Source organism: Bacillus sp. DB-2, assembly GCF_003315125.1.
Classification (GTDB): Bacteria; Bacillota; Bacilli; order Bacillales; family Bacillaceae_G; genus Bacillus_A; species Bacillus_A mycoides.
Window position 1 is genome coordinate 26,675 of record NZ_QNRN01000010.1, and the last position, 26,260, is coordinate 52,934.

At 32.3% G+C, this 26,260-nt stretch carries 22 protein-coding genes and 2 pseudogenes; 9 read left to right on the forward strand and 15 right to left on the reverse strand.

Annotated features, from left to right (window positions below; translation table 11 throughout):
- Positions 1–177: 177 nt before the first annotated feature.
- Both DET63_RS17595 and DET63_RS17600 read right to left on the reverse strand, forming a co-directional pair.
- Positions 178–588, reverse strand: coding sequence for a hypothetical protein (locus tag DET63_RS17595; protein WP_113937328.1), 411 nt, complete (start codon positions 586–588; stop codon positions 178–180).
- Between the two features lie 125 nt (positions 589–713).
- The gene (locus DET63_RS17600; RefSeq protein WP_098618351.1) at positions 714–932 is read right to left on the reverse strand and encodes a helix-turn-helix transcriptional regulator; all 219 of its coding nucleotides are present in this window, start codon (positions 930–932) and stop codon (positions 714–716) included.
- A gap of 144 nt (positions 933–1,076) precedes the next feature.
- Here DET63_RS17600 and DET63_RS17605 point away from each other — a divergent pair, with 144 nt between their 5' ends.
- Positions 1,077–1,403, forward strand: coding sequence for a helix-turn-helix domain-containing protein (locus tag DET63_RS17605; protein ID WP_097807950.1), 327 nt, complete (start codon positions 1,077–1,079; stop codon positions 1,401–1,403).
- 167 nt (positions 1,404–1,570) lie between these two features.
- Here the strand turns inward: DET63_RS17605 and DET63_RS17610 are convergent, their stop codons facing one another.
- The 4 genes from DET63_RS17610 to DET63_RS30685 all read right to left on the reverse strand — a co-directional run bounded on the left by DET63_RS17610 (position 1,571) and on the right by DET63_RS30685 (position 6,654).
- On the reverse strand, positions 1,571–2,506 hold the full coding sequence (locus tag DET63_RS17610; protein WP_113937329.1) for a hypothetical protein: 936 nt from the start codon (positions 2,504–2,506) through the stop codon (positions 1,571–1,573).
- A gap of 52 nt (positions 2,507–2,558) precedes the next feature.
- Positions 2,559–2,864 carry a hypothetical protein gene (locus tag DET63_RS17615; RefSeq protein ID WP_113937330.1) on the reverse strand — a complete coding sequence of 102 codons (306 nt, stop codon included), beginning with the start codon at positions 2,862–2,864 and terminating at the stop codon, positions 2,559–2,561.
- Between the two features lie 228 nt (positions 2,865–3,092).
- Positions 3,093–4,937: a P-loop NTPase fold protein gene (locus DET63_RS17620; protein WP_113937331.1), complete on the reverse strand. Its 1,845-nt coding sequence runs from the start codon at positions 4,935–4,937 to the stop codon at positions 3,093–3,095.
- Between the two features lie 1,573 nt (positions 4,938–6,510).
- Positions 6,511–6,654, reverse strand: coding sequence for a hypothetical protein (locus DET63_RS30685; RefSeq protein ID WP_235661802.1), 144 nt, complete (start codon positions 6,652–6,654; stop codon positions 6,511–6,513).
- 630 nt (positions 6,655–7,284) lie between these two features.
- On the opposite strand from DET63_RS30685, the gene DET63_RS17630 reads away from it, so the two are divergent.
- Positions 7,285–8,535 (forward strand): hypothetical protein, encoded by a 1,251-nt coding sequence (locus DET63_RS17630; RefSeq protein ID WP_113937332.1) that lies wholly within the window; start codon positions 7,285–7,287, stop codon positions 8,533–8,535.
- Positions 8,536–8,668: 133 nt separating this feature from the next.
- Here the strand turns inward: DET63_RS17630 and DET63_RS17635 are convergent, their stop codons facing one another.
- Together DET63_RS17635 and DET63_RS17640 are read right to left on the reverse strand one after the other, a co-directional pair.
- Entirely contained in the window at positions 8,669–8,995 is a 327-nt protein-coding gene (locus tag DET63_RS17635; RefSeq protein WP_113937333.1) for a hypothetical protein, read from the reverse strand.
- Positions 8,996–9,500: 505 nt separating this feature from the next.
- On the reverse strand, positions 9,501–10,193 hold the full coding sequence (locus DET63_RS17640; RefSeq protein ID WP_113937334.1) for a hypothetical protein: 693 nt from the start codon (positions 10,191–10,193) through the stop codon (positions 9,501–9,503).
- A 247-nt stretch (positions 10,194–10,440) separates the two neighbouring features.
- Between DET63_RS17640 and DET63_RS30955 the strand changes: the two are divergent.
- Positions 10,441–10,849, forward strand: a pseudogene (locus DET63_RS30955) (recombinase family protein); the annotation flags it as partial.
- Positions 10,838–11,120, forward strand: a pseudogene (locus tag DET63_RS30695) (RNase A-like domain-containing protein); the annotation flags it as partial. The pseudogenes DET63_RS30955 and DET63_RS30695, both read left to right, overlap by 12 nt.
- A 188-nt stretch (positions 11,121–11,308) precedes the next feature.
- Here the strand turns inward: DET63_RS30695 and DET63_RS17650 are convergent.
- The 4 genes from DET63_RS17650 to DET63_RS17665 are packed head-to-tail and all read right to left on the reverse strand — an operon-like array spanning position 11,309 to position 19,180.
- On the reverse strand, positions 11,309–15,868 hold the full coding sequence (locus DET63_RS17650) for a coiled-coil domain-containing protein (protein ID WP_113937335.1): 4,560 nt from the start codon (positions 15,866–15,868) through the stop codon (positions 11,309–11,311).
- Positions 15,869–16,618, reverse strand: coding sequence for a DUF6063 family protein (locus tag DET63_RS17655; RefSeq protein ID WP_113937336.1), 750 nt, complete (start codon positions 16,616–16,618; stop codon positions 15,869–15,871).
- Positions 16,611–18,122, reverse strand: a complete 1,512-nt coding sequence (locus DET63_RS17660) for a hypothetical protein (RefSeq protein ID WP_113937337.1) — start codon at positions 18,120–18,122, stop codon at positions 16,611–16,613. Before DET63_RS17660 ends, DET63_RS17655 begins: the two co-directional genes overlap by 8 nt.
- 17 nt (positions 18,123–18,139) lie before the next feature.
- On the reverse strand, positions 18,140–19,180 hold the full coding sequence (locus DET63_RS17665) for a Wadjet anti-phage system protein JetD domain-containing protein (protein ID WP_113937338.1): 1,041 nt from the start codon (positions 19,178–19,180) through the stop codon (positions 18,140–18,142).
- Positions 19,181–19,545: 365 nt separating this feature from the next.
- On the opposite strand from DET63_RS17665, the gene DET63_RS17670 reads away from it, so the two are divergent.
- Positions 19,546–19,821, forward strand: a complete 276-nt coding sequence (locus DET63_RS17670) for a hypothetical protein (protein WP_113937339.1) — start codon at positions 19,546–19,548, stop codon at positions 19,819–19,821.
- Complete coding sequence (locus DET63_RS31055) at positions 19,818–19,970, forward strand: protein NO VEIN domain-containing protein (RefSeq protein WP_113937457.1); 153 nt, start codon at positions 19,818–19,820, stop codon at positions 19,968–19,970. Before DET63_RS17670 ends, DET63_RS31055 begins: the two co-directional genes overlap by 4 nt.
- Positions 19,971–20,263: 293 nt before the next feature.
- Here the strand turns inward: DET63_RS31055 and DET63_RS17680 are convergent, their stop codons facing one another.
- Positions 20,264–21,151 (reverse strand): hypothetical protein, encoded by an 888-nt coding sequence (locus DET63_RS17680; protein WP_113937340.1) that lies wholly within the window; start codon positions 21,149–21,151, stop codon positions 20,264–20,266.
- A gap of 859 nt (positions 21,152–22,010) precedes the next feature.
- On the opposite strand from DET63_RS17680, the gene DET63_RS17685 reads away from it, so the two are divergent.
- Both DET63_RS17685 and DET63_RS17690 read left to right on the forward strand, forming a co-directional pair.
- Positions 22,011–22,376 carry a hypothetical protein gene (locus tag DET63_RS17685; RefSeq protein WP_113937341.1) on the forward strand — a complete coding sequence of 122 codons (366 nt, stop codon included), beginning with the start codon at positions 22,011–22,013 and terminating at the stop codon, positions 22,374–22,376.
- Between the two features lie 138 nt (positions 22,377–22,514).
- A complete protein-coding gene (locus DET63_RS17690; protein ID WP_001043941.1) occupies positions 22,515–22,787 on the forward strand; it encodes an HU family DNA-binding protein in 273 nt (90 codons plus the stop codon).
- 297 nt (positions 22,788–23,084) lie between these two features.
- On the opposite strand, the gene DET63_RS17695 is transcribed toward DET63_RS17690, so the two are convergent.
- Together DET63_RS17695 and DET63_RS30700 are read right to left on the reverse strand one after the other, a co-directional pair.
- Positions 23,085–24,611 carry an FAD-dependent oxidoreductase gene (locus DET63_RS17695; RefSeq protein ID WP_113937342.1) on the reverse strand — a complete coding sequence of 509 codons (1,527 nt, stop codon included), beginning with the start codon at positions 24,609–24,611 and terminating at the stop codon, positions 23,085–23,087.
- Between the two features lie 1,144 nt (positions 24,612–25,755).
- Positions 25,756–25,890 carry a hypothetical protein gene (locus tag DET63_RS30700; protein ID WP_258550636.1) on the reverse strand — a complete coding sequence of 45 codons (135 nt, stop codon included), beginning with the start codon at positions 25,888–25,890 and terminating at the stop codon, positions 25,756–25,758.
- A gap of 247 nt (positions 25,891–26,137) precedes the next feature.
- Between DET63_RS30700 and DET63_RS17705 the strand changes: the two genes are divergently transcribed.
- Complete coding sequence (locus tag DET63_RS17705; RefSeq protein WP_000540371.1) at positions 26,138–26,248, forward strand: YjcZ family sporulation protein; 111 nt, start codon at positions 26,138–26,140, stop codon at positions 26,246–26,248.
- The last annotated feature ends 12 nt before the right edge of the window (positions 26,249–26,260 follow it).

A 26,260-nucleotide genomic window follows, 5' to 3' on the forward strand; every position in this document is an offset into this window, starting at 1 on the left:
TATCGAATTATTGTAGAGGGAAAGGAGATGAATGCATGGAAATCCTAGGACTAGATACACGCGCATTAGCGACTTTAGGTGCACTTGAATACACAAATCGTCGCAATAAATTAATCGAAGAAGCAGACAATAATATATACGAGTGTAAAGAAATGAAGGAAATCCTTCAAACGTTCCCTAAAGAGAAGCAGATTGAGATTCTTGAGAATCAAGCTTATTTTGAAGCAGTGGCAAAGATGATTGAACAAAACAATTTAATTCTTTTAGAACAGATGAAAGCTCTACAACTAATTCAGAAATAACAAACTTATGATTTATTAATTCTACATATGCTTCCATAAATAATGTGTCTTTATCTATACTACCAGCCTCTGTTTTTACAGGGGCTTTTATTATGGGTTGATTCATATTTTGAATTTGTATAGTTTCTTTCACATGTATGAATAGATCTTCTAATAAACCTGGTGTAGATTCTAATTCTTGCTTTTCGATTTCCTCTGTTACAGCACTAATAAATTCCCATAATACTTTTGCACCTAATAGTTCTGCTAATCGTTTTTCACGCATTTCAAATGTTTTCATATTCATGCAAATACACTCCTATTATTTATATATAATGATAAAAATATTTTTTTCATGTAAAATTTCCTAAAACATTTTCCAAACTTACATTTCTAAAAAATAACTACATAATCTTAAAAATCTAACATTATTCAACACACTTCGTGTTGTTCTGAATCAAAAAAAATTATTTGGACTGTAACACCATAAAAATTCGCTAATTTTATTTTTATATTATCCCGTGGAATTCTCTGACCATTTTCATACATTTGCAATGTACTAACACTGATTCCCACAGCCCTTGCCACTTCTTCTCTAGATTTTTCATTTCTTAAATTAATTAGATTTTTGGCCACTCTTTCATAATTCATGTCTTCTCCCCCTAAAACCACATTTCGTGTTGTTATTTAAAATATAAACTGCACACTTTGTGTTGTCAATAGATTCTAATTATCAACTTTTAAAAATTTTAATTATTTAACACATATTGTGTTAATATATTATCAGGTGATAGAATGAAAACGTTTGGAAATATAATTCGTGATTTAAGAAAACAAAGAGGAATTACGCAAAAAGAACTTGCTCACTCGCTTCAGTTAAGTGAAAGTACAATTGGTATGTACGAACGGAATGAACGTCAACCTGATTACAATACCTTGATACGTATAGCCGATTACTTTAATGTATCTACCGATTTTCTTCTAGGGCGAGATTTTAATGTTACAGAGGACGGAAACAAAATAGAACTAGATCAATGGCTAAAAGATATAAAATTTGCACCTTCCCAAAAGCGTGAAGAATTAAAACGTTTTTGGAAATTTTTAATGCAAGAAGAAGAGTAAACAAATAAACCTCCACCTTGACAGGGTGGAGGTCGCTGGTTCGAGACCAGTCGGAATCATACGAAAAACCCCTTGATTATTAAGGGGTTTTCTTGTGTATAACAGTTCGCTTCAATTGATGATACAGTACCTTTAGGGCAGGAATTTTATTTTCCTTTCTTTTTAACTTATTCCTTAGAAAAAAATTTATCTAACTCTCTTTTTACATTCTTATCTTTTGGGAACATCAAGTGCTCATTCATTAGTCTTCCTTTTTTAAGGAAATCTCCTGTATATTTAGACTCAATATCTGCTCGAATATCTTTATAATCCCGACCTCCTAATGCTTTTTTTGCTTTCGCTTCATTAAGTATTCTTCCTTTATATCCATATATCAACGCAATTTCCATGCACGCTATAGGATCTGTAGCCCTATGTAATTTTGCTCCTCCTTCGTCTGTTAATAGCGAATAAGGGAATTTTTTAATAAACTTCAACTCTAATTGCTTTTTTAATTCTCTATTTATATCATCTTTCCACAAGAATAATAGGAACATTGCAGATCCAAATCTAAATAAGAAAGAACCTAGCAATTTCTTGTATTGTTCCTCTTTAGCTGTTCCCTCTTCTAATAACTTTGGATTTGGGGTAACTCTTAAAGGAATGTAATCGCTCATCACTCCTTCCCCAAATGGAGACATGTCTACATAAACTCCTGCAAAAATCGAAAATTTCGCGCTATATTTTCCCCCTAAAATATAGCTAAGATTATTTTCGAACCAAGTCACGTCCTCTTTGCTTGCTCTTTCACCATTGTAAGCTATTTTCATCAGCCATCTTGCAAGCATTGAATAGTTATATTCTATTTGTACCTCATCATTTTCATCATATTTCGCTAAAAAATATTTACTTATCAAGTTTTTCCCTTCAGTATCTAAGCGAGATAAAAAGCCATTATTACAATCTTGGCATACATCACTAATAACAGGGCCTCGATTATCTTTAAATACCCTTTGAGAATTAATGGTAATATCTTGCTCCGGAAAAAATTCGATCAATGATGCGGGAATAATATGTTCACGTGTAAAGTTCTTGTCAGTACCACAGTAAGCACATTTTTTCATAAATCAAACCTCCTCATTTTGAATGTCTATTTACCTATGAATTAAGTAAAATTCACGTGAATTTTCTCACTTTCCTTTTATTTTTTTCAAACATACTTTTTATAATAGCATGTAGTTCATCTATCACTTTCCCTTTTAATATCTCCGTTATATCATTGCTACTAAGTAGTCTTGGCCCTTTCACTCCCTGCGCTCTATAACCTTTTTCATTTAATTTAGAAGATACTTTGGAAACATTATTCTCTAAAGCATATTCATATATAGCAGCTGTTTCTAAAGAAGTAACTTTATAATTTGAAACTAATTCTATAAAATCATTTAATTCTTTAATCCGCTCTTTTGCTTGTTGTAAATTCATTTTCTTACTCCTTTCCCATCCAAAATAAAATATAAATACATACAAATTATATAATTTTTTCTGGTACATCCTAAAAAATACCAAACACAAATTTATTCTTTTTAAGTTATTTTTACAGAGTTCTTTGCTACATAATAACCATACTTTTAAAAGCATATATATTTCTAACACCCATCTACAAATAATAGTTATATTTATTATTTAGCATTTGTTAGAAATCATAACTTTCTATTTTTCTACATCTTTCGAAAGATGCTTTATTATATTTTCTAAGCAATTAATTAAATCTACTATGATACTTTTCTTTAAAGCATCAATAGTGACTTCACTTAATCTCTTACTTAAAGTATTTTGAAAAGCAATAATCCGATCTATTTCATGACTATAGAATTCATGAGCATTGCTAACCCTTAGATACTTTTCACGAAGAAAACTAAAAAAGAAACCTAATCCTTTATTAGAAGATGTTATTAAATTATCACAAACTACTTCTTGGTTTATTATGGTGAAGAAATCATTTTCGTATCTAATTTTATCTATATAAACTCGAAAATTTTCTATATTTCCTTCCTTTATTGATTTAAAAAAGCCTTCTAGAATACTTTCTTTTTTTTCTCTTAGTTCCTCAATTATTTTATGTTTTAATTTAATTACTAACATTTCATAACCTTCATTTACAAAGTCCACGTTCAAATATCGATTAAATCTATCCTCATAATCATCATGGTCTATCTCGTATGACTCAATAGCTTTTTCTAACCCATCATTACAAATTTCATATAACATTTGTGAATTAATTTCAACAAATCCTTTTTCATTAAACTCAAATAACAAATAATATGTTCGTGGATATCTGTAAGGATGATACTCGCCTTTCTCTAGACTCTGAATAACTATGTCTACATTAGTATTTAATTCATCCAACTCAAACTCCATATAATTATTAATCACTTTTATTGCTTTATCTTTTGAGCCTTCCTCTTGATTATATTCCCTTTTTATTTCCTCTTTAAATAATTCAATATCTAAATGCCCTGTTAATATATATTCAGAAACAGACTTATAGATATGCATAAATTCCTTTAAAATCGTTTTATTTTTTAAGTACTTATCCCAAAAAATTCTCTTATACTCTTTTTCCACTTTGATACCTTTTTTTTCAAATTCTATCATAAAACCAAGCGCATCTAGTTCATATAATGGCTCCAATTCTTGTTTGTTTTTTAATATCCCTTCCTTAAAGTCTACAGAAATTAATAAAATATTAGTAAAAATAGATAGACAAATTATATCAGCATTTTTTTCCAATGAATTACATTTGTTTATCACCTGAGATAAACTATCAAATACAAACCTTAAAGTTCTTAGATTAATTTTCTCACTTATAGTATTAATTATCTGTAAGATTGTATTGTAGTTTCTTTCATAAAATCCAATAATTTTTTCGTTTTTTCCATAATTAACTTTCATAAAATCTGGTAAGACTTCATTAGTACCTCTAATATATTGTATGGTCCTTCCAATTACTTTCTCCTTAATTTTATAAAACTCTGTATTCTCTTTTAACTTTTCTTCATTCGAAATAAAAAGCGTCTTAATATTTTCATGTTCAATATAAGTTGAATTTATATATCCTAATACCTGTTGAATAGTAACAGATTTATCAATCCTCTCTAAATCATCAAAACATAACACACATTTTTGCAAATGCTCACGATATTGTGTTATATTTGATATCTTTTTATCTACTGCTTCTAAAAATTTAAATCCTGGTATTTTTGAACCTATTTCTAAGCCTGCCCTACCAATCGTGTATGTATAACTCCCTGTCTTATTAATAGAACTAAGAAATACACTTTCACCAATTTCATCAACATTTTTTAGACCATTTAATGAAATATAAATAACCCTATATTTATCTTTTGGCGTTGCTTCTATCTCCTCTATTTCTTCTTTTAATACTTTAGTTACATAATGTGTTTTTCCTATCCCCCATGGTCCATTAATTTGAATAGCGTAGTTTGTTTTTTCTAACTTTATATATTCATGAATTGTTTCAAAAATAGTATCCATTTCTTAACCTGTCCTTTACTAACATTTTTATTTCAACCTAACATTACTATATCAAAAATTAAAAATATAGAAACCCTCCCATTTACACTTAAATTTTCTCGTAATGTTACAGCAACTCAAGATTACCATACGTATTACGACAAAATATTAGATCACCACTTTATAGATTTAGATCTTTATTTTGCAAATAAAAAACTGCATGTGACCTTATATTACTATTTTTGTAAAAAACTCTATACTGAAGATGATATCATTTGGCATGCTATTAATAATAATTTTGTTCTTGAACATCAATTAAAAACAAAAACAACAAGGCTTACAGAGGATCCCCCTAAATAATCTTGTAAAAAAAGCAGCCTTCATTTTATAGAAGTCTGCATTTCTTATAATTTAATAGTATCTTATACAGTACAATTACTTGTAGTATTAGCATAAAAGTAGTGACTTATAATTTCTTTTGAATCAATAAAAGATACAGAAATCGATTTAATATAGTCCTTATTTCTATAAATTGAGTTTACAACATGATATAAATTCTTAGTGACATCTTCTATTTTTGTTCATTATAGTAACAATACGTGATTGCAGGATTATTTATTCTTGAAGTTAAAAAATAATGGTATAACTCACTTAATATATGGTAATCATTCTCTGGATGCACACCAAAGAAAACAACGTGACTTAGTTTAGATTTTTGCATCTTAGAAGATAATTCATCTAAAGTTTTAACTCTTGATTGTGTAAAAGCATGCTTTACCATTACAAGAGAATGCATTAAATCATCTAATACTTTTGTAGTAGTATATTCGCCTAAAATAATATCGTTTGTATAATAATTATCGTTGCCATGTTTTATAACATATTATTGAAAGTATGAAAACCCTTGTACGCTAGTTTGAAAATGTCCATGCAAATACGTAATATTTCTACTAGCAATCTGTCCAAGAATTGAATAATAATTCAAACTAAAAAGTTCTTTAAATCCTTGTAACCAATTCGTTATTGATTCTTGATTAATTGTAGTTATTTTTTCTAATTTATATCAATAGCTTTACCATTTCCAAAGATAATTGTAACCATAAGCAGGAGATAATAAATAGAAAAACCATTAAACCTTGTTTTATACATCACATTTCCCTTTTCCCCAAAAGGTATTACGCTTTTCTCCCATCCTTTCCTCAGAAGTTTTATGAAACTATTACTTTTTTGTGTGTATTTTTTTAAAAGCTGGTAAATTTTCGATAAGGTGATATAACCATATGAGAGTTGGCCAAATTTCAATATTAACCAATTTAAACCCTTTTGTACTACCAATCATATAGATTTGTTTTGCTATCTCTAACAAGTCTGGTGCTAATTTTGATCGATTTAAATGTTTATTATTCTGTAAAAAGTTATGGATACTAAAATTTGAAGTGATAAATCTAGCAAAATCTATAGCGTCTTCAAAGATCTTCTCAAATTGCTTTTGATTAAATTTGAGAACATACTTCACTACATTTTTGTAATTATCTGTATTTTTTTCTTGTATTGAAGGTTGCTGCTGGGGAAATTGTAAATTCTCCGTACTTTTTTAAATGTTATCCCCTTCTTTTAAAGAGTCATAAATGCTTCTAAAACAACTATCAAAATTCATGCTAAATCCGTTCCCTACAATTAGTCCTGTATTATGCACTGAAATTATTTCCGCAAACGTTTCAATTGTTATTTTATTCATTATATCTCCTCTAAAACCTTTCATGTAAATTTATGTACAATCAAAATCATATCGTAAATAATTCCAAACTAAAAAGAAGCAGGCTCCTATATATAAAAACTTTATATTACTTTAAGAGATATTGGGTCTGCTGTAATATAAAACGTTTATCCAATTTTAACACAGCCCTCTTCCCTCTCACATTAATACATACAGTATGTTTTTTACAAATTGTATATCGCAGGTCATACCTCTATTTATTTCCAAATCAGACACCTTGCCTTTCATCGTTGTTTAACATTCTTCCATTGCTTCCTTCTTTTCTAAAACGAAGATGCACATATAGACTATTTCCTTTTTTATCAATCTTTTTTTGAACCCTCGCCATTCACATTGTATCTCCTACGATATTACAACGACACTTCTATTCCATATATACAGTAACTTCGTAATCATTTTTTTTTGGACTAGGTACTAGTCATTGTCTGTTTTTACTTGGATTTTTTTTTGTTTTAAGGGAGTTGTTTGGTGCTCAAACCCTTAATTACTCTAAGCTATAATCAATAGTAATAAAATCGATAGTCAGTACATTAAACATGGATTTGTAGTAAAATTAAATTAGAAATATTTTACTATGGAGGTTTTGCAGGTATGGAAGAAAACGAAAAGCAAGAAAAACATAGTGAGAATACAACACCCGTTGAGGAAATTAAATTAATCAAAAGTTTAGAAGGAAATACAGATAAACAAGATAATATAGAACATGAAAATGATCAAAGAGAAATAAATACTGATTCATTAACAAGATTGTTTCCTAAAATTTTTATATTCGAATCACCTTTAAAGGATATCTTACAGCCTATACAGGTAGGTGCTAATATTAGAGGACTATTCCAAACTGCACAATTGGTTCAGAATGAAATGACGAAAGCTTTTAGACAAGTTGCGTCTGTCAAAGAACAAATAAAACTCGCTATTCCCTCTTTAGGAGTGGAATTGAGAGACACCATCCATACAATTAGAGATGCTTTTAATTCCGTTGGCTCCATAGGAGAAACTATTCGAGAGGCTTTAAAAACCTTTAACTTTGAAGAAGAATTAAAAGTATTACGTGAACAAGCTAAACTAGCAGAAGAAACCACTTTAAACTTCAAAACTATTATGCTAAAAATGGATTTCCCTCCACATGATGATATACCACTGTCAGGTATGAAACGAATTGTTATGTTATATGAAGAAAAAGGTATGGAATATACAAAACGCTTTGTTACAAGGTACATGACTCTTTTTATTTTTAATAATAATACTTTGAAGGAAATTCGTGATTCTTGGCAATGTGCAAAATGGTTAGGAAAACGTATGGCGATTTTAGACAATGCTATTGATGGTCATATCAACTCCTATTATTCTTTGACAATACCTACTATTCTTGCACAAACCGAAGGGATTTTAGTAGATGGTATGCTTAAACTTGAAGCAGTTGATTTAGATGAAGATATTGGATATATAGATCAAAAAGATTTTTTACGCCAATTTTTATTAGGACAAAATAGTTCATTTTCTTTTGATAAGCAGATTGAGAATTTTTACATAAAAACAATTTTAGCTCGATTTGATAGAGGAAAAGAAATCAAATCTGATTTAAGTCGTCATGCAATTTTACACGGGGGAGATATAAATTACGGAACGAAAATTAATTCTTTAAAAGCAATTTTAGTATTTGATTATATTTTTGATAAACTAAATCGGTCATATCAGGATATTGAAAAAAGTAAGGAAGTAATTAGACAAAGACGAATAAGAAGAGCAAAAAGAAATCCTCAAGGAAATACAAAAGGTAGAACTACACAAAAATGCAGATTCAAAAGAAATAATCAGCAAACTAAAAAGTCTAAAGAGTAATAGTAAATCAATAATGATTACTGAGTGAAAAAAACATGTCCCTCTCCTTCTCAAATAGAGTGGGACTCTTTTGTATCCGCTATTTAAATCCTACTATCAATTCATATAGTTTCATAAAAAAAGAGCCCTCATATTAAGACTCTAGAAAATTTTCAAGATAATATCCAAAATCATTGACTAATGCTTTCATTTTTTCTAAGTCAGTGATTTCCCCATTCTTACATCTCAAAAATACATTGTGGGCTAAAATTCCATATGCAGCGTACTTACGTTTTCGTATCTCTTCTACCATTTCTTTTGTTGGTAGATTAAAGATTCTTTCAATCTCCTCCGGCTTAATAAAGATAGAGTCGTCACTGCATAAATTAGCTCGCACGTCATCGTCCAAAATAAATAACCCACCCTTATCTAAGTAACGTGGATCACGTCTTTTAATCTCTACCAGCTCACAATATGCCATGATTTGTATGTCACCGTAATTAACCCACACATAAAAATTCTGCGTAACATCAGAATCATATGAAACCCTCCCCGACGTAGAACACATCACTTGTACTAAGTAGTCATCGTCAAACGTTCCGATTCCATTCTATTTGTGTTTTTCTTTTTTCGAAAATTCCTCTTCTTTGCGTATCATATCTTTCAATTCATTATTCACCTTATTTTTCAAATCTACTTTTTCGTAACCACCCCCCTCACTAGTATTTCAATTAGCTCTGCTTTCTTTAAATTTCTTAGATCTTTCATATTATTATCCTTCTTGTCTATTATTTTGTTGAGTTTTTACGATAGCAAATGATAGGTAAAAGCCATCATTTCCCCAAATGGAAAAATACATAAATATGTCACGAAGTAGAACGATAATATAACGTGCTTTTTTGTACGATAATAGAAAAATCATTTATAAATAAGCGGAGAACATGTTTATATTAAATCTGTTCTCCGCTTATTTATATATATTCCCGCTATTCACGCCACCAGTCAGATAATTGATACAAATGCTTAGACTTTTTCAAATGTTTTAGTGTTGTATATAAAGTTTGTCGTACACCTACAAGATCGTATTCCGATAATTCAATTGGCTGTTCTAATCGAATAGGCTCTCCTAGCTTAAATTTATATTTTTTATTTTTTAATACTTGGAAGCTTTCAATTGGTGCATAGTGTGTTACTTTTGATACTGGAGCACTAACATATATACCCAAATATTTAAGATGTTGTAATCTCCATGAAGCCATCCTAACTTCATACCACTCATGATTATTTAAAAAGACTTCGTTAAATCCACCAACATGGCCAGCAGCAATCAAAGTATCTGCTGATAACGGTGAATCAGTATTACTGTTTTTTTCACCACTTTCAATAAGGTTTTCTCCATCAAATTCTAATTCTAAATTATTTAAAGCAGCAAAATAACCATTACTATATGTTTCAATTGCATTAGATAAAATATCTGATTTTGTGGTCGGCAGCCCTGAAACTCCATATTTATCTTCTAAAAGCTTATTACTCTTGCTGATTTCTTCAATTTTTTGTATTACATCATCCGATAGGGAAAATGTTACATTTTTAGTAATCTCACCTTCTTCTGAAAATGCTTGCCGTAACTGACTTAAGAGTGTTTGGTTAACTGTACGTTGAATCTGATTTGATTTCATTAAAATTATCCCCTCCCATAGTAATTAAATAAATCATACATCAAAAAAGTTAATAAAACAATATTTTTTTATTGTTTTATTAACTTGTTGTTTTTAGATTCTAGAAAGGTGTATCTTTTTATACTGTCTATAAAAGTTATTTATACACGTATATAATATATAAAAATAAACCTTATTAAATGTCTATTTAAAAATCGATCTTTATATACTATTTATATATACTTAGTATAGGAAGATGCTTTTGAAAATGAGTAGAAATTTTGGATACATTCGTGTCTCAACAGATCAACAAAAATTAAACAGACAAGTAGAAACACTAAAACAATTTGTAGATAAGAAATACATTTACAGCGATAAAGCGAGCGGAAAAGACATGGAGCGTGAAGGGTTTCAAAATATGCTCAAAGCTATACGTGAAAACGATACACTTTATATTAAGTCTATCAACCGCTTAGGACGTAACAAACAACAAATAAAAGAATACCTTGAATAGTTTAAGCTGGAAGGAATACGAGTTAAAATCATTGATCTACCTACAATAATGCAAGACATTCCACCTGGCCATGAATGGGTATGTGATAAACAATATAATTATCGAGGTTTATACGTCCATGGCAGAGCAAGAGCGTGTGACAATAAGACAAAGACAAGCCGAAGAAAAACTTTCAACTTACCAGTTTGCTAAAGGTGAAAATACCACTATAAAACCTGGTGATAGCAGTTCACTTGCCCCAGAAGGAGGACTGAGGCTCATGAAGCTTGGAGTGAGCATTTACTAGAAAAACATGTAGGAAAACGGACGAAGAGCTATTGCAAATAATGGAAAGCAATACTAGACTAACAGGTGCATCCACCTTTACAGATAGAGCGACAGCTGAAAATATAGCCAACAATATTTTATATAATTCTAGAAACCAAGTGATTATTCTAAAATGATTAAATTATATACACTCACGTATGAATACGTGCTATATCTTAAAAACTCCTTCAATTCTGTGATTTGTTATTACAGAGTATAAACCTCTAAATAGAACCATAACATAAGAAAAACAGCACTGTTTAATATAAGACCAGCACTGTTTACTTAGAGATTGACTTTTATTTAAATTAGGTATTTATTCGGACACTGCATGCTTTTCATTTAGTATGTTGTCTTTATCTATATAGATACGGGTATTCATTTGAATATCTTCTTGTATAAAGTCCTTCCCTTTATCTCGTGTAAAGGACAAACGATGAATGACTGGGAATCTTCTTGTCAATTCAAACGTCGATGTCAGTTCAGGAGGAGATACTACAATCCATTGTATTTTTAACAATTCACATAATGCGAAAATTGGTGTAATGACATGTTCCGATACCATTTTACTGAAAGGATTGTCCGATATTAAAACAGACCAGCCTTTTTTATTACTCTTCATCAACATTGCCATGATAATCATCTGGGTCATCAACTTTTGACCACCACTGCCGGAAGCTTCAGCATAATCCCCGTTCATAATGGTTTCCCAATCAGAATAATAGGAGTCTCTCGGCTTCTCGTATAGCAAGTGATTTTTGCCACCAGGATTGTAAATAAACAGCGTGGGATACTGATTTCCTAAGACTTTTAGCACCAATATACTGACTTCAATTCGTTTTTCGATGTCAAAGATAGGAACATCATTGATGTCTTCATAGTCATTCTGAAGCTCGTCCAAAACTTTAATAAAGAAATCCGTTAGAATACTATTGTACTGCTCCAAACTTTCATTAAACTTGTAATGATTTGAATATTTAACTAGTGGAAAAGAGTGGTCTTGATAGTTTTTTATTTTCATTTTATGAACCATTTGTTTCATTTTCTTCACGATAAGATTTACTCGATAGGTTGCTCTATCTGTCCACTGTTTTAATACAGCGAGACCTTCATTCTTATTCTCGCGAATTTTTTGTAGTTCCACCTCAAAAGATTCAAGTATGCTGTTGACCCCTTCGTGCCGTAGCAGATAATCTTGTGTATTGATGTCATCGAAATAGGCATCTACTCTCGAGACAATTTCCCTATCCATATCCTTTGTTTGGGCGATGGCTCTGCGATATTCATCATACTTCGCTTTAAACTCCGCTCCAGATTTCTGCAATTGTTTGCTCATATAAGTGAATTCCTTGGTCCAAGAAGAAGTTTTCTGCTGGTAGTTCTCCTTGATTCCCTGTAGCCATTCGATGTCATTAAAATCTTTGATGTTGGTCTTTTCTAAATCCATGTCCTCTAGTTGTGTAATATTGATATTTAATGTATTCATTGCTCCCTGATTGATTTTTCGAGCATCTTCGGTTTTCTTTTTCAAGGCAAGGACTTGCTGACGATTCCTTTTGATTTCTTTATCTTTTTCATCCAAATCTATCTCAGACCAATTTTCCGGCTCCTTAGTCGGATTGATTTTCATGACATTTGTTTTTTCATTTTGTAAAAACTCATCGGCTAGTTCTTTAGTACCCTGTTTTTTAGTAAATCCCATCTTTAAGTTGTCTGCTCTTTCTTTAAACTCGGTAGCATTCTTTTCATGAATTCGAATGGACTGTGCTATCACGTTTTTTGATTCCTTTGGTGCCGTTAAAGTCCTCCAGTTTTTATCAAGTTCATCAAGTTTTGTCTGAATATCAAGAATTTTTTCATCTAAGTAGCGAATATCATTGGAAATAGCTTGTAGGTCGAAATTCTTTTTCTCGATTTCATTATTTAAACTGTTGTACTTAAAGATTTCATTTCTTAGCAAGTCAATTTCCTCTGTTCGGTAGGTAGGGGTTTTCACATCCTTTTTCTTGACTGAAAAATCGCTGTTTTTATTCAGTGGATTTTCTGCCCAAGGAAAAATATGTACCAGGAGTTTAAATTGTTCTTCAGCTTCCCTTTTCCACTCTTTATAGTCCTCACGGTAACTTGCAGCTTTAGACTCGTTATTCCGAATCACACGCCCCATTGACTCATATTGCTCATTGAAACTTTTAATTTGGTTGTGGATTCCGGTCTTTTCTTTTATCAGTAGTTTATTTCCCTTCATTTCCTCTATCCAAGAAGTGACGACTTTGATGTCGTCTTTTACCAAACCTAGGTCGTTTTTGATTTTTTCTAATTGAGCCGCATTTTCTTTTGTCTTCATCTCTATTTCCGGCAACCGATCACTAATCGTTTGTAACAAGCTGGTGTGTACTTGTAGATCCTCAACTAGTCCATTACGAGCTAAGAGAAGAAAGTGAGAGTCCGGTTCATTTAGTGATAGTTTGCATTTCCCAATCAATTCCTTCAAACGTGCTAAATACTCTTTTTGATGGTCGACCAAATAAGCGTAATCATCCACTTTTTTATCCAACTCAATTTTCTTCTCTCTGAAGGAATACAAATCAAGAGCCTGATGTAGCCACCCATCAATAGCAACAAATGATCCCTGTTGGAACGGATAGAGACGTTCATGTTCCTGCTTTATGTCAGCTCCATGCTTTCTCATATCCTCACGAACAAAGATGGGAACAGTAGATTGATAATATTGTTTTTCCAGGAACGAGAAATCAATATCCTCTAAATCCTCAGAATGAACCACTACACCATACGGGAATAAAGGGTATTTTTCCATTTCTTTTTTTGTTAATTCTTCGCCTAGGTTATCCAATATTTTATATAAAATCTCCATGCCCAATTCACAGGTGATACCTTGGGAAGAAATCTGTTCTTTTACCGAAACGATATCTTTATTCGGTATCCAATAATCCGAATCTTTTAGTAAATCATATTGGGATTCCAATGACCATCGTTCTTTTGATTTGGAATCAATGATATTTTCCGTTAACGTACATAATTTCTCTAATATTTTAATGGAAGTACCCATAACTTCTTTTGAGTAAGCTTCTACCCGTTCATTGGTGATATCCGATATCTCTTCAATTAAAGTGTTTTCCTTCTGACTTTTTAATTGGATGCCCCGGTTTAAGTCCTTGATCTTTTTATTCAGGGAAGAAACCATTGCGTAACTTTCACCTTTCTTAGGCAGAAGTCCTCTTTGCTCTGTCTGCAAATTATTTTGTTCTGTAATTAAGACGTCATAATTCTCTTGAAGTGATTGTTTTTTTAAATTCAAATTATCAAGAAGAGAATGGGGGTCATCGGCAACCATTTCGCCGATGAGACCTTGAAGCTCCTCTTTTTTCTTTTCATGTACTTCCAAGAGTGTGTTGATTTGAATGATTTTGGTTTCCAACCCTTTAATGGAATCTTCGATATTTTTAAGCAACAGCTTGTCTTTTTTAATTTCTTCATCGCATAGTTTCATATAATCAAGATGTTGTTGCTTAATAGAAGACCACGCCCCTTGAATAAGATCCCAATTGTTTTTTAATTTCCCTTTAAATTTTTTCATTTCATTTTCTAAGTCATCTATTTCAAGCAGATTTTTCAACTCATTATATTGCTGGCGTTTGTTATCTCGATTTTTGTTTAATTTGGCGTGTTCGAATAAACGTAATTTAACGGTATATTCATTAAAGAGACCTTCTTCTTTAGTTAGAAGACCCATTACTTCTTCATACTTGACTGATAGTGAATTAATCTCTTGTTCTAAACCGGATACTTTTTGGAACGCATTTGCATAGCCAAGATTTGCCGATTCCCACTTTAGTTCTTGCAGCTGGTTCTCGATACCCTCAAGTTTTTTGGCAATCGCCTTGTCGGTTTCGACTTTGATTTGAACTTGACCTTTCATAAACTCCTTGATGATATACCCGTTTTTACGATGTTCTAGTAGGTTTTTTTCTAACTCAGCGCATTTTTTTAAATAGACAGCCACCGGTGTTAGTTCGTCCATCATAATTTTGTACGTAAGTTCCCGTTCCAACAGTTTTGGCATTTCTTGATTGGCTATCGCTACATCCTTGAAAGTTTCAGCTAAGCTTTTGGATTCGACATAGCTTTTCTTATAGTCTGGCTCAATTTGTTTATCAAGTGTCGGGATGATGAGATTAGACATGAGACTATGGTTATCATTTGCTCTAGCAAAAAAAGCAGAGACATCCCCTTCCTCTTTATTGATACTCTTCAATACACGCCACTCATTCGGGTCAATCCCGTAGTTTTTGAGAGTGGAAAAATACTCTCGTTTTTGATTTCGATTAAAGATTTTCACATGGTCTTCATGTTTTTTTAAGTAATTCTTTAAATCATCAATCGATAACGCGATTTGAGTGTCCTCATTCCATACCGGAATAGAGGCGATATCAAAGGGAGTCTGTTCGTTCTGCTCCACAATATATAAGAGATATTCCGGTTCAATAGGTGAAGCATCTCTTTTGTTGCTAATCTTTGGTTTGGCGGATACAGCGATTCCTGTCATAATCTTCGTATGGGGTTCCCAACCGACTAGCCATTCAATGAGTACGTGAAAGGAATAAGGAACAAATTTACGCTTGTCATTAAAAAAGAAGCTGTCCACCATCTTCTCTTCTTTTCCCCAACGAATGAGAGGGTCTAGCAATTGAAAGATGGCTTGTAGCAAAACACCTTTCCCGCCCATATTAACTAGTGTAATCAACGTATTTACCGGTTCCCCATCACGGTGAAAAGGGAGCAACGTATCTTTATATTGTTTTTGCATCTTGGCATATTTCAGACCCACGATTCGTATTTGCTTTATCAAGGAATCCATCTATTCATCTTTCCTCTCATCATCTTTAATTTGATTTATCAAGTTTTTAATTTCATGAAACTTCGCATTGTTATTAAATTGCAAATCCAAACGCTCATTGAGAATACGAGTTGGTATCGCTTCGGCGTTTTTCTTGAAGATTTTGATAAAAACCAATCCGTCATCCTCTAATATTTTCATAGCTGTATGGATCAATCCAAATTTCGTTTTACGATTCATGGTCACACGCTGGCGTAAAGGATAATCAATGTCAAGGTCTTTCCACATATGATATATTTCGTCAATGGCAATAGAGAATTTTTTTGAAAACTCACCATTGCTTTTTACCTGCGTATCATAGAACTGTTTGAAAACTTTGTCAGCTTGTTCGATAAGTTTATAGTACGAAACACCGTTTTGAAGCCATTCTATTTGAGTAGTGGAAATTTCGATACTAGCTTCGGAGAAAAAGACAAAGTGTAGTAAACCAATTAAATGTAAAATCCTCTTATTTTCTATCACATAGTATTTTTCTTTCATTTGTGAAAACGCAGAGGAATATAATGAACCGTCTTTGGTAACCAAGTGGAGATACTCTTTGCCGAGTAGTATCTCAGTTCCTTCTACTTTGCAGCGATTTTTAAGAATAAGTCGTGCTGATTCATTTTGTTTATATTTAAAAACCAATGCATCTTCATCCTTAAGGGCACGTTTTTCCAACAAAGCACTATAAATCTCATTGGCGACTTCCACACTTTCCATGTTAAGCATGATTTTTGACACCCTCCTTTAAATGCAGCTGGTAGTCGGTTATGATTAATCCCGTACGGTCATCCAATGTAAATGAAACATGTTCCCCTTCTACGAATCCCGTTACAATGTACTGGTTTAATAATTCTTCAAAGGTTTCATCCTCATGTATGAGCTCTTTTAAAAGGCGAATTCGCTGATCACTAGAATTTAGAAGGTCCTGCTTGGTAACGAAAAGCGAGTTATTCACAAATTGATTCCATAGCTCGATGGCATACTTATTGTTTAACCAAACGCTCCTGCTTTCAACACTATCAAAAACGGAATGAAGATGAATGGTGCCTTTTTTCAACAATTCATAAAAAACAGGTTTCCATAGCTCCACCAACGGCTTCCAATCAGTAGGAGGAATAATGAATTCATCGTCATCATCCGAAGAACCATCATCGTCATCGCCATCTATGTCGATGGCAGGCATCGTCACATCTTGGTCAATCGACCAATCTAAAGGGTAAATCAATGGTTTCTTAGGTGAAAATAACATGGAGAGTAGTTTAAACATGTCATCTGGTTCTGCAAAACCTTTTTGAAGGATTAAATCCTCCCAGATGGATTCTTTAAAGGAGATACGAGGTTTTTTCCAAAGCAGATGGAAATGATTTTTTCGAATTGTGATTTCCGTTTTAATATTTTCAATGACCAGTTGCGCAAGGTTATCGTGAAGTTCTCTTGTTTCATTGATTTTCTCAAGAAGTGCTGTGACCTCTACTTCTAAATCAGGCACATCATTAATTTTAATTAACAACCGTTCCATTTCCATATACCGCTCTTTTTCTTCAGCAAATTGAGTTTCGACATTCCTCTTATGGTCCTGACCGGTGAGACGAGTGTAACTATTGATAATTTTAGGGTTCCGTTTAATCTCAATAGAAAATATGCTTTCTTTTTTGATTAATTTTCGAACCCGTATAATTAACCTCTGTAATCTATCCAGTGCATCCCGATAATTCCCGCTCTTTATTAATTGCAATGCCACCCAGGATTGAATATCAATATCTAATTCATCTAGAATTTCATGGCTCATAAAGATAATTTCATATGATTCTTCTGTTAATTTATAGACATAGATTTGTTCTTCCAAGTTGCTACTTTCAAGTTCATCCTCTAAAAATCGAAAGGAATGTTCTTCCCATTGTTGTTTTTTTTCGTTGAAATAAGGGGCTTTAAAAGCATTCAAGTAGCGTGGGTCCCCACTCCAGATAAGCCCTTCAACAATGCGCTCACTTCTTCCCTTACTCGCTTGAAAATTATATTTGGTCAGGACTTGTTTGGTTAGATGCTCTAATTCGGGTATTGTCCTTCTCTCATCTGTTCGTACTTCACGTTTAAAAATCTCTAATAAAATGTCGAGACAAATGTGCCGTATATACGGTGACAATTCGCCGACTTCCATCCCTGTCCCTAAACTCCATATGGGATTTAATCGTTTTCCACGACTTTCAATATTATTGTAATCTACCTCCACAATTTAACCTCCAACTTTTATATAGTGTCAAAATTTATCACTTCTTGCGGTATTCGCAAGCCCTCTGTAAAAAGAGGTTCAATTTGATGATAAAGATGAGGAAAATGAGTTTTGAAATATTGTTCAGCCCCGCTCGCCAAGACTTGACTGGTTTGTTGTGGATAATATTGTTGTTTCATCATAAAGTCATAGATATCTTCAGCTAATTGTATGTGATAATCGGGAAATCGGTGGACTAAAGTGTAATAAATGCTTAGGCCAGAAGGGTCAATATCTCCAGCGTAGCTAATGGTAGAATTCTTTTCTCGCAACAGCCTCTCGATATATGGAAAGGTAGAAACAATCCCATTGCCTTGACCAAAAATCAATAAACCCGGTCGTTTTTCAAAAATCCATTCGTTCTTAGCTAATTGTTTTTTTAAAGTGCGATACGTCGCTTTACCCTCAATAATCAACACGCGAATGTTGGACATCTTATCGAAATCGGCAGATATCCAATATTCAAATTCATTTTGTTTCTCCTCTATTTTCAAATCATGAAGAGTTAGGTCAATGCGTTTTAAAAACAACTTCCCCTTATTTGAGCTCAAAAATTTTTCGTCACCAAAAAGCATCAGTGACCGCTCTTCTCTATTTATCCAGTTATACTCATCTTTCGTTTTCATAAAACGATATAGGGCTAATAGTTTAGATAAGTTGTCTTCCGTTTGAAGAAAAGATAGTGAGCGGTATTTCCTTACATTCAGTTCATCCAATAGCATTAAAATCACGCTATCGTTCCATCTCTGTTTTTGTTTCCTACCAAATAACCAGTATTGTTCGTGTAGTACCGGGGCAAGATTGTTTAATCTGGATGATTTAACCCGTTGGACCAATCCCTCTTCCTCTATTTGTAGGAGGGATTCATAGAAACGGCGGTACCCTCCGGCCTCTTGATATTCCTTCTCATTATAATAAGAATTCTTTACGGATAGTTCCAAAGCCTTTACGGAATGCTTTGTCTTTTTCGTCTTTTTCTTTGTTATATCGACAATAACTTTCAGCATTTTTGAATACATGACATCACCTGTTAGTAAGATGACGATATTTTCCCCTTTTTCAGGTCACACCAAACCTGGTAAACATTACTAAGTTTGGTGCGAAAGTATAAGATTACGGCTGTTTTCGTATAGTTCCTGAGCCGTTATTTGAAGTTGTTATATCAAGGGGTAACTCATGACCGTCTCAAAATTTATGAAAAGATTCAAGCTTCGTGAACAAATCTCAAACTTAGCAAAGAATGATAACCAAAGAAACTGAACCATATACATACTTAGGGAAATTGGCCTACATAACACATGATAATTAATTCTAAGAACCAGTCTATTTTAAGTGGCAAATACTAGAATGGGATAAAGAAGCTACTTTAGCAAGTTTGTCAAGATTGGAACTTTCAAGTAAACATCAAATTGTAAAAAGCGGTTCCGTAACAAAAAAATCTGGTTCGTCATTAAATGAAAGCACACTACCCGTAAAAAATCGGGTTACAAATAAACAAGGAAATACCTCTACAGGCTTTAAAGCAGAGAAAATAGATTTTGCAGATGCGATGAAACAAAATAAAAAATTAGGGGTAACCGGAGAAAAGCTTGTTTATAAATATGAGATAGATTGTTTAACACAGAATGGACGTTATGACTTAGCAAATCTACATCTATAGTTGAAGGTAATCGTGTAGGATTTGATATATCGTCCTTTGATCTAGATGGCAATCCAAAATATATTGAAGTTAAAACAACTAATGGTGGTAAAAGAACTCCTTTTATGATCAGTGCAAATGAGGTAGCTTTTTCAAATTTAAAAGCTTAGAATTATTATATTTATCGTGTATTCAACTACGACAAAAATACGAATACAGGTGATTTTTATATTCTACAAGGAGACGTATCTAAGTATAGATTACTTGTTCCTACTGAATATAAATTGTACTAAAAGTACTTAATACTCTTTTTCTTTAAGTGAAATAAATTTCTCCTCACGTATAACCTGTTGCAGTTTCCCCTAAAAAAGATATACGTCACTAAAAACTCTTGAAACTTCCAAATAATCATATCCAATTAAAAAAGACCGTCTTCAACGGTCCTTTTTCTTCAAATGCTTTTTTATATTAACGTGCTATAAAAAAAACTATCAATTTCACTTATGGATAAACTATTTTCATTATCATGGCCCGATTGATATGTTTTAAATTCATCTATGAAATGATCTATGTCCAAGTTTATATGTTCGACTTTAAACCCATAATGATACATCTCATCTAATACATTTTTATCAGCCGGGTCTAATATATAGTAATTTTTTAGTGGGTGTTTTTTTGCATTAACTTTTTCAAATAAACCTCTAAACATATGTAATTCACTTTGACTTAACTCATTTGTTCTAATTACCTTGTGCTCCCCTAGGCAACTATTTGATAATATTAAGGAATGAAGGCTAGTAAGTTGGAAACATTGTTTTATATCTATTTCCAAAAAAGTACCTGGTTGTTCAAAGTCATAATCGGGGAAAAATTCGTTCATAGGCATTGAGTACGAATAATATTCTCGTAATGACTTTAACAAAGTAAAATGTTTATTTATATCAGTTGAAATAATAGGATTATTTTTAGTTCTATAAGTACTAACAAATATACTTTGAACCTTTTTGTGAGAAATGTTTATTAGTTTTTCTAATTCAATTTCACAATTTAAATACAGTGTTGATAACATAGCATGGAACAGTGAATAATTACAAAGAAAATAATATGCTGAATAACAGTTAGATTTTCTAACCAGTTCAGCTTCTTTAAAGAAAGTTGCAGATGTAGCTATCTCTTTCAATGCTTTTCTACTTCTAATATCCCATTCTATGATTGCATTGTTATCTGCCAGAATCTTATCATATTTTTTCTTCCACTGAGAATAATATAATCCTTGTTGATTGGTGTTCAAATTTTTATTTAAAAGATTGAAATTCACACATGTGTATTCAGAATATTTTTCAAAAGCCATACTAATATCCCTCCCTGATATTTATATTTATTATCAATAATAAATTACGTTGATAGATTAATACAATAAACGTAATTTAAATTATTTTAAATGATTCAAATCTACTAAATAAGTTTAAACCGGCCGAAAATAACAAAATACAAATCATAAATATTTATAAATCAAAATATAGTAATTAAAAGTCGCATCCCATCTCAATCTATAGGAATATTCTTTCCATAGAAATACATCGTTAAATATACAGATCCGATACAAAAACTAAATTTACATTCTATCGTAATTATGAGTGCAAAAAATACAGTATATTGTGTACAAACTCGAGAAGACATAATAGCAAAGTACAAGTAAGTTATGAAGTAAAAACAGCCTTTTTATGGATAAATAGATTGATATCGCTACTTAAGATTCTTCCGTATTGGATAAATTAGTAACAAAAAATAAATATTAATCATCTTTCTCTTCGGTTCTGGTGCAACAAATACTGTTATTGTGTGCGCCCGGGTAGCAAGATAGCAATAACCGATGAAATTAAAAGTAAATCTGAACAGATTGAAGAATCCACTACAAAAAAGCTAACGAAGCAAAAATAAACAAAATATAGATTTGAATTATATTTCTCAACAACCCAAATTACTTAATCTGGTAAAATAATAATCGGGTTGGCACTCAATACCATATTACGATGGTTCCAGTCGCAGGAAGGCACCTTTGGGTGTCTTTTCTTTTGTTTGAAACACATTCTGGCAAAATACCTGTATCTTTGTTAATTTACGACTCACATAAACCAACAAACTTCGTATATATAATTTGTTACCCTAAATGGGTTGACAATACGAACAGTTATAGGAGGATTTTGTTAATGGTAAAAACAGCTTGTGTAAGTATTATTACTGGAATTCTTTTAATATGTTCAACAGGATGTGCCACTCAAACTGATTCTATTACAACTAAAACTCAATCAGTAGATGATGGCACATATACAACAAAAGAGATCACAGACGCATTTCCTGTAGGAACACCCATAACTACTTACATTCGAAAAGAAGAAAAACTGAACGTAAAACATCTCACCAGTATTACACTTACAGATGGTGGCGTCGGTAGAGTTTTGGAAGCGACAGATGGTTTTGTTGTCGTATGTGGGAATGAAAAAGGAGTTTTTGATGTGTTAATATTTAAAACTTTGGAAGATGTAAAGAAATATGAACAGAGTTTAGCGCGATAATTAATATCCTTCTTATGCCTTTTACACAGAAATTGTCCTCTAGCTCTTGCTATGGCTTTTCCTATGTACAGTATAATTGCATCATGAGTAATCACACGTTATAATAGTCACCTAATTACATATGAAGAGGTGCAGAAAATGAATAAAACAGAATTAACAAAAGTAGTAGCAGAAAAAGCTGAACTTACACAAAAAGATGCTGCTGCAGCAACACAAGCGTTATTAGATACAATAACAAATGCGTTAGCAAATGGAGAGAAAGTACAGATTCTTGGTTTTGGTACATTTGAAGTACGTGAAAGATCTGCACGTACAGGACGTAACCCACAAACAGGTGAAGAAATGCAAATCGCGGCTTCAAAAGCACCTGCTTTTAAGGCTGGAAAAGAATTAAAAGAGGCAGTGAAATAATTATACATATTGAAAAGGGTTTGATATTCATATCAAGACCCTTTCAATATCCTTTTTGTTCATAAAATAAAAAAGTATCATCCAATATATATTAGATGATTCCTCCTCTCCCACCTACCCACTGGTCTGTGACCCTTCACGTTCCTTAAGGAAGGAGTCTTCTTGGCTAAAATGATAAAAAGAAACATATACCTGCAGAAAATAAGAGGTTATGTTTCTTCTTTGATATAGTGTGTAAGATATACAAAATTAGAGTATATCTAATACAAATATTCATTGATTTGTACTACCTTTTCCTCATTTGGCATTAGAAATTGAAATGGAAGAGAATAGATTTGGAATGCTATTCTCAAAAGCTAATGTAAAGGAAGGGATTAGTTCATGTATTCTTTCTTGCAGTGGTCTCTTATCTGCTGCTCCAAGTTCGTCTAAAAGTTCATTCTCTTCCGAAGACTTATCTCCAGTGATTAACATGTTTAACATATCTGAGTTAATCACTTCATGAGGTGAATGGACTAGCCCATTCATCATTATATATTTTTGAAGCATGGATGAATTACCCTCATCTGCTTGCTTCAAAGCTTGTTTAAGATATAAATCAAAATATTTCTGTGCAAATTTCACACCTTTTAGTGGAACGGCTCCTACATGTTCAACACCGTTCCAACGTAAATCCGCAATTGAACTCAACCACCATGCCGGCTCAATAGCCTTTTGCATACGTTGCAGCACTTTGCGTTCGAATCCGGGTTTATGAGTAGAATGTTCTTTTAAACAAGTATCTAACATTTCAGCTTCAATGGCGGCTACGGTCATCCCTTGTCCATAAATGGGATCAAAGTTACAAAAAGCATCACCTAACACTAATAATCCAGATGGCCAATTTTCCATTTGTTCAAAATGTTGACGAGTTGATTCATGCGCTCTAAATCCTCTTGGGACACTAATTGGATCTAACTCTTTGATTAACTCCCTCATCATAGGGGTAACTAATGAATCCAGTTCTTTTTCATATTCTTTTGAATTGGTTGGCGGATAGTGCGTACCTCCAGCAACAAATAGTAGCGCTTGAGCTATGTTATCTTCAATATATAATAGTCCTACAGCACCAACGCTTTTAGCAGGATCTCCTTCAGAAATTGCACTCAATTTCTCTTTGATATGTGGGGGTACTTTATAATATCTCGTGCTATATCCAAAATTCACCTTTAAACGTTCTGGTTCTGGAACATCATATCCCATAGATGTAAGCCATTTATTAAGTTTAGATTGACGACCACATGTGTCAATTACCAAATCAGTTAACACAGTTCGCTTTGTTTTTAATTCATCTCGTTCTTGAATATTGATTCCAATAACGCGCTTGTGATCAGACGAAGTTAGAAGACCTGTCACCGCTTGCTTTGAATGAAAATGTACATTAGGAATTTCTTGTACACGTTGGCGGATTGTCCATTCTAACAACGCTCGACTGCTCGCTGCACCTTTTCGTTCTATAACTAGTTCAAGTGCCCCATAAGGAGAAAATCGAATCATTTTATCATTCTTGACATTATGGGCCCCTAGATTTAATAAATCATCAACATATCCAGGAAAGAAACGGTTCATAATTATTTCTCCGCGTGGTAATACACGATGAGGATGAAAGTCTTGGGGTGTACCTGGACGTTGAGATGGTTTTTGAGGTAACTCATCTTTTTCAACAACTATCACTGTCTCAAAATAACTGGAAAGCACGCGTGCAGTAAGCAAACCTGCAATACCAGCTCCAATCACGAGTGCCTTTTCTCTTTTTTGCTGTTGATATAGTAATTGATTATCCATCAATAATCTCTCCTCTTCCTAAAAAGTATATTTGTTCAGCATGAATCTATTAAAACTTTTCCAGAAATCAGAATAAACAAATAATGATTCTTCATTATTTCAGTAAGGAGCCCGATGAAATAATAGTTAATATAGTGAAACAGATACATATCAAAACACTACAATTCCCCCTGTTATTATAAGCTATTACAAGTGAGAAATAATTAACGTGACCAGTACAATTGTAGTATCTGATAGCACTGTTCTTAAATAGTTTGTTTTTCCAGTAATAAATGTGTCAGTACACCCAGCACATTTTATAGTTATACTTTGAAGTTTAATTCTCTCTTAAATATATATGTTTACATTTTTTTAGATATACGATTTTAAATCCTTCTGAAAACTCAATTGACAAATGCCCCCGTATCATTACATTGCAAAGTTCACCCTAAAATAGTAATCTGTTGAAAAACTCACTTTAACGAACAGGTGCTTTAATTAGATAACTTTATTATCTCTGCAAAGGTATTACAATTTTAAATACGTTTTTCAACCCTTTGGCTTAGGTAATACAATTCATTTAAATAATAAGATTATACTGTATGCTAGGATACCTAAAGCAATCTTGGTAATTCCTTTCAATATACCCATATTAGATCTGTATCCAACATTCATATTATTAAAATTAAGTTGGTCCAAGTCAGAAAAAGTACACTTAAATGAGTATCCTTTTTCAACAAAATTCAGGTTCATATAACTTGTATAACTGCCCACCGCTTATAATTGCTTTTTTAATACTGCTTTTTCCCCCTTTAATATTTTTTATAATTTGCACCTTAAATGTATCACTTTTGTTATCCTTTTAAATATTTTGGGTTTTTAGAAATATTTATTTGATTTTTAGTAATATTAGAATTCTATTTTATCAAATAGAAAATAGAGGATTTGATAAAAGTATGTAATAATGCATAATAAGCCAATCAGATATTATGATATACTTTCAAAGAGCTGATACAAAATTTCTTTAAATTGGAAAACTAAAGTTTTATCTACCTAATTGTGGGGACGCCTTATGGCGTCTTTTTTTATTAATAGAAAACCCTTAAGCATTCATATGCTTAAGGGTTTATCGATTGAAAGTTAGTGCCGTTTGGAATTCCTTAAATTAAGAACAAAGCGGGATTACTCTTAAACCAATTAATAAAGCTGCAGCAAACGCTGGAATTGGCGCAGGAATCTCGATACCTTCTACAACTAAAAAGTATTGACCATTTACTAATTTAAAACAAACTAATTGCATGGCTAATCCTCCCTTCTGTTAGGATTAATACATTATATTAAATAATCTTATTATTAATATAATTAAATTTTTTGTTTTTTAGAAAATGGGTAATCAATATTCCGGGGAAGCACATTAAATGATCTCTCCCTTATTTTCAAAAGGACCTGCTCAATTCATACGTAAAAACATAAGGTAAAGTGAACCCATTAAAACACATGGAATGACCCCTAGTCTTTTTCTCTTATCTAAAGGAGGAACTATTATTATGGGATATGGTGGTAGTTGCGGCGAAGGCTGCGGTTTTGCTGGAGGCTTTGCTTTACTCGTTGTACTCTTTATACTTTTAATCATTATTGGATGCAGTTGCTTCTGCTAAAAAACTATTAGA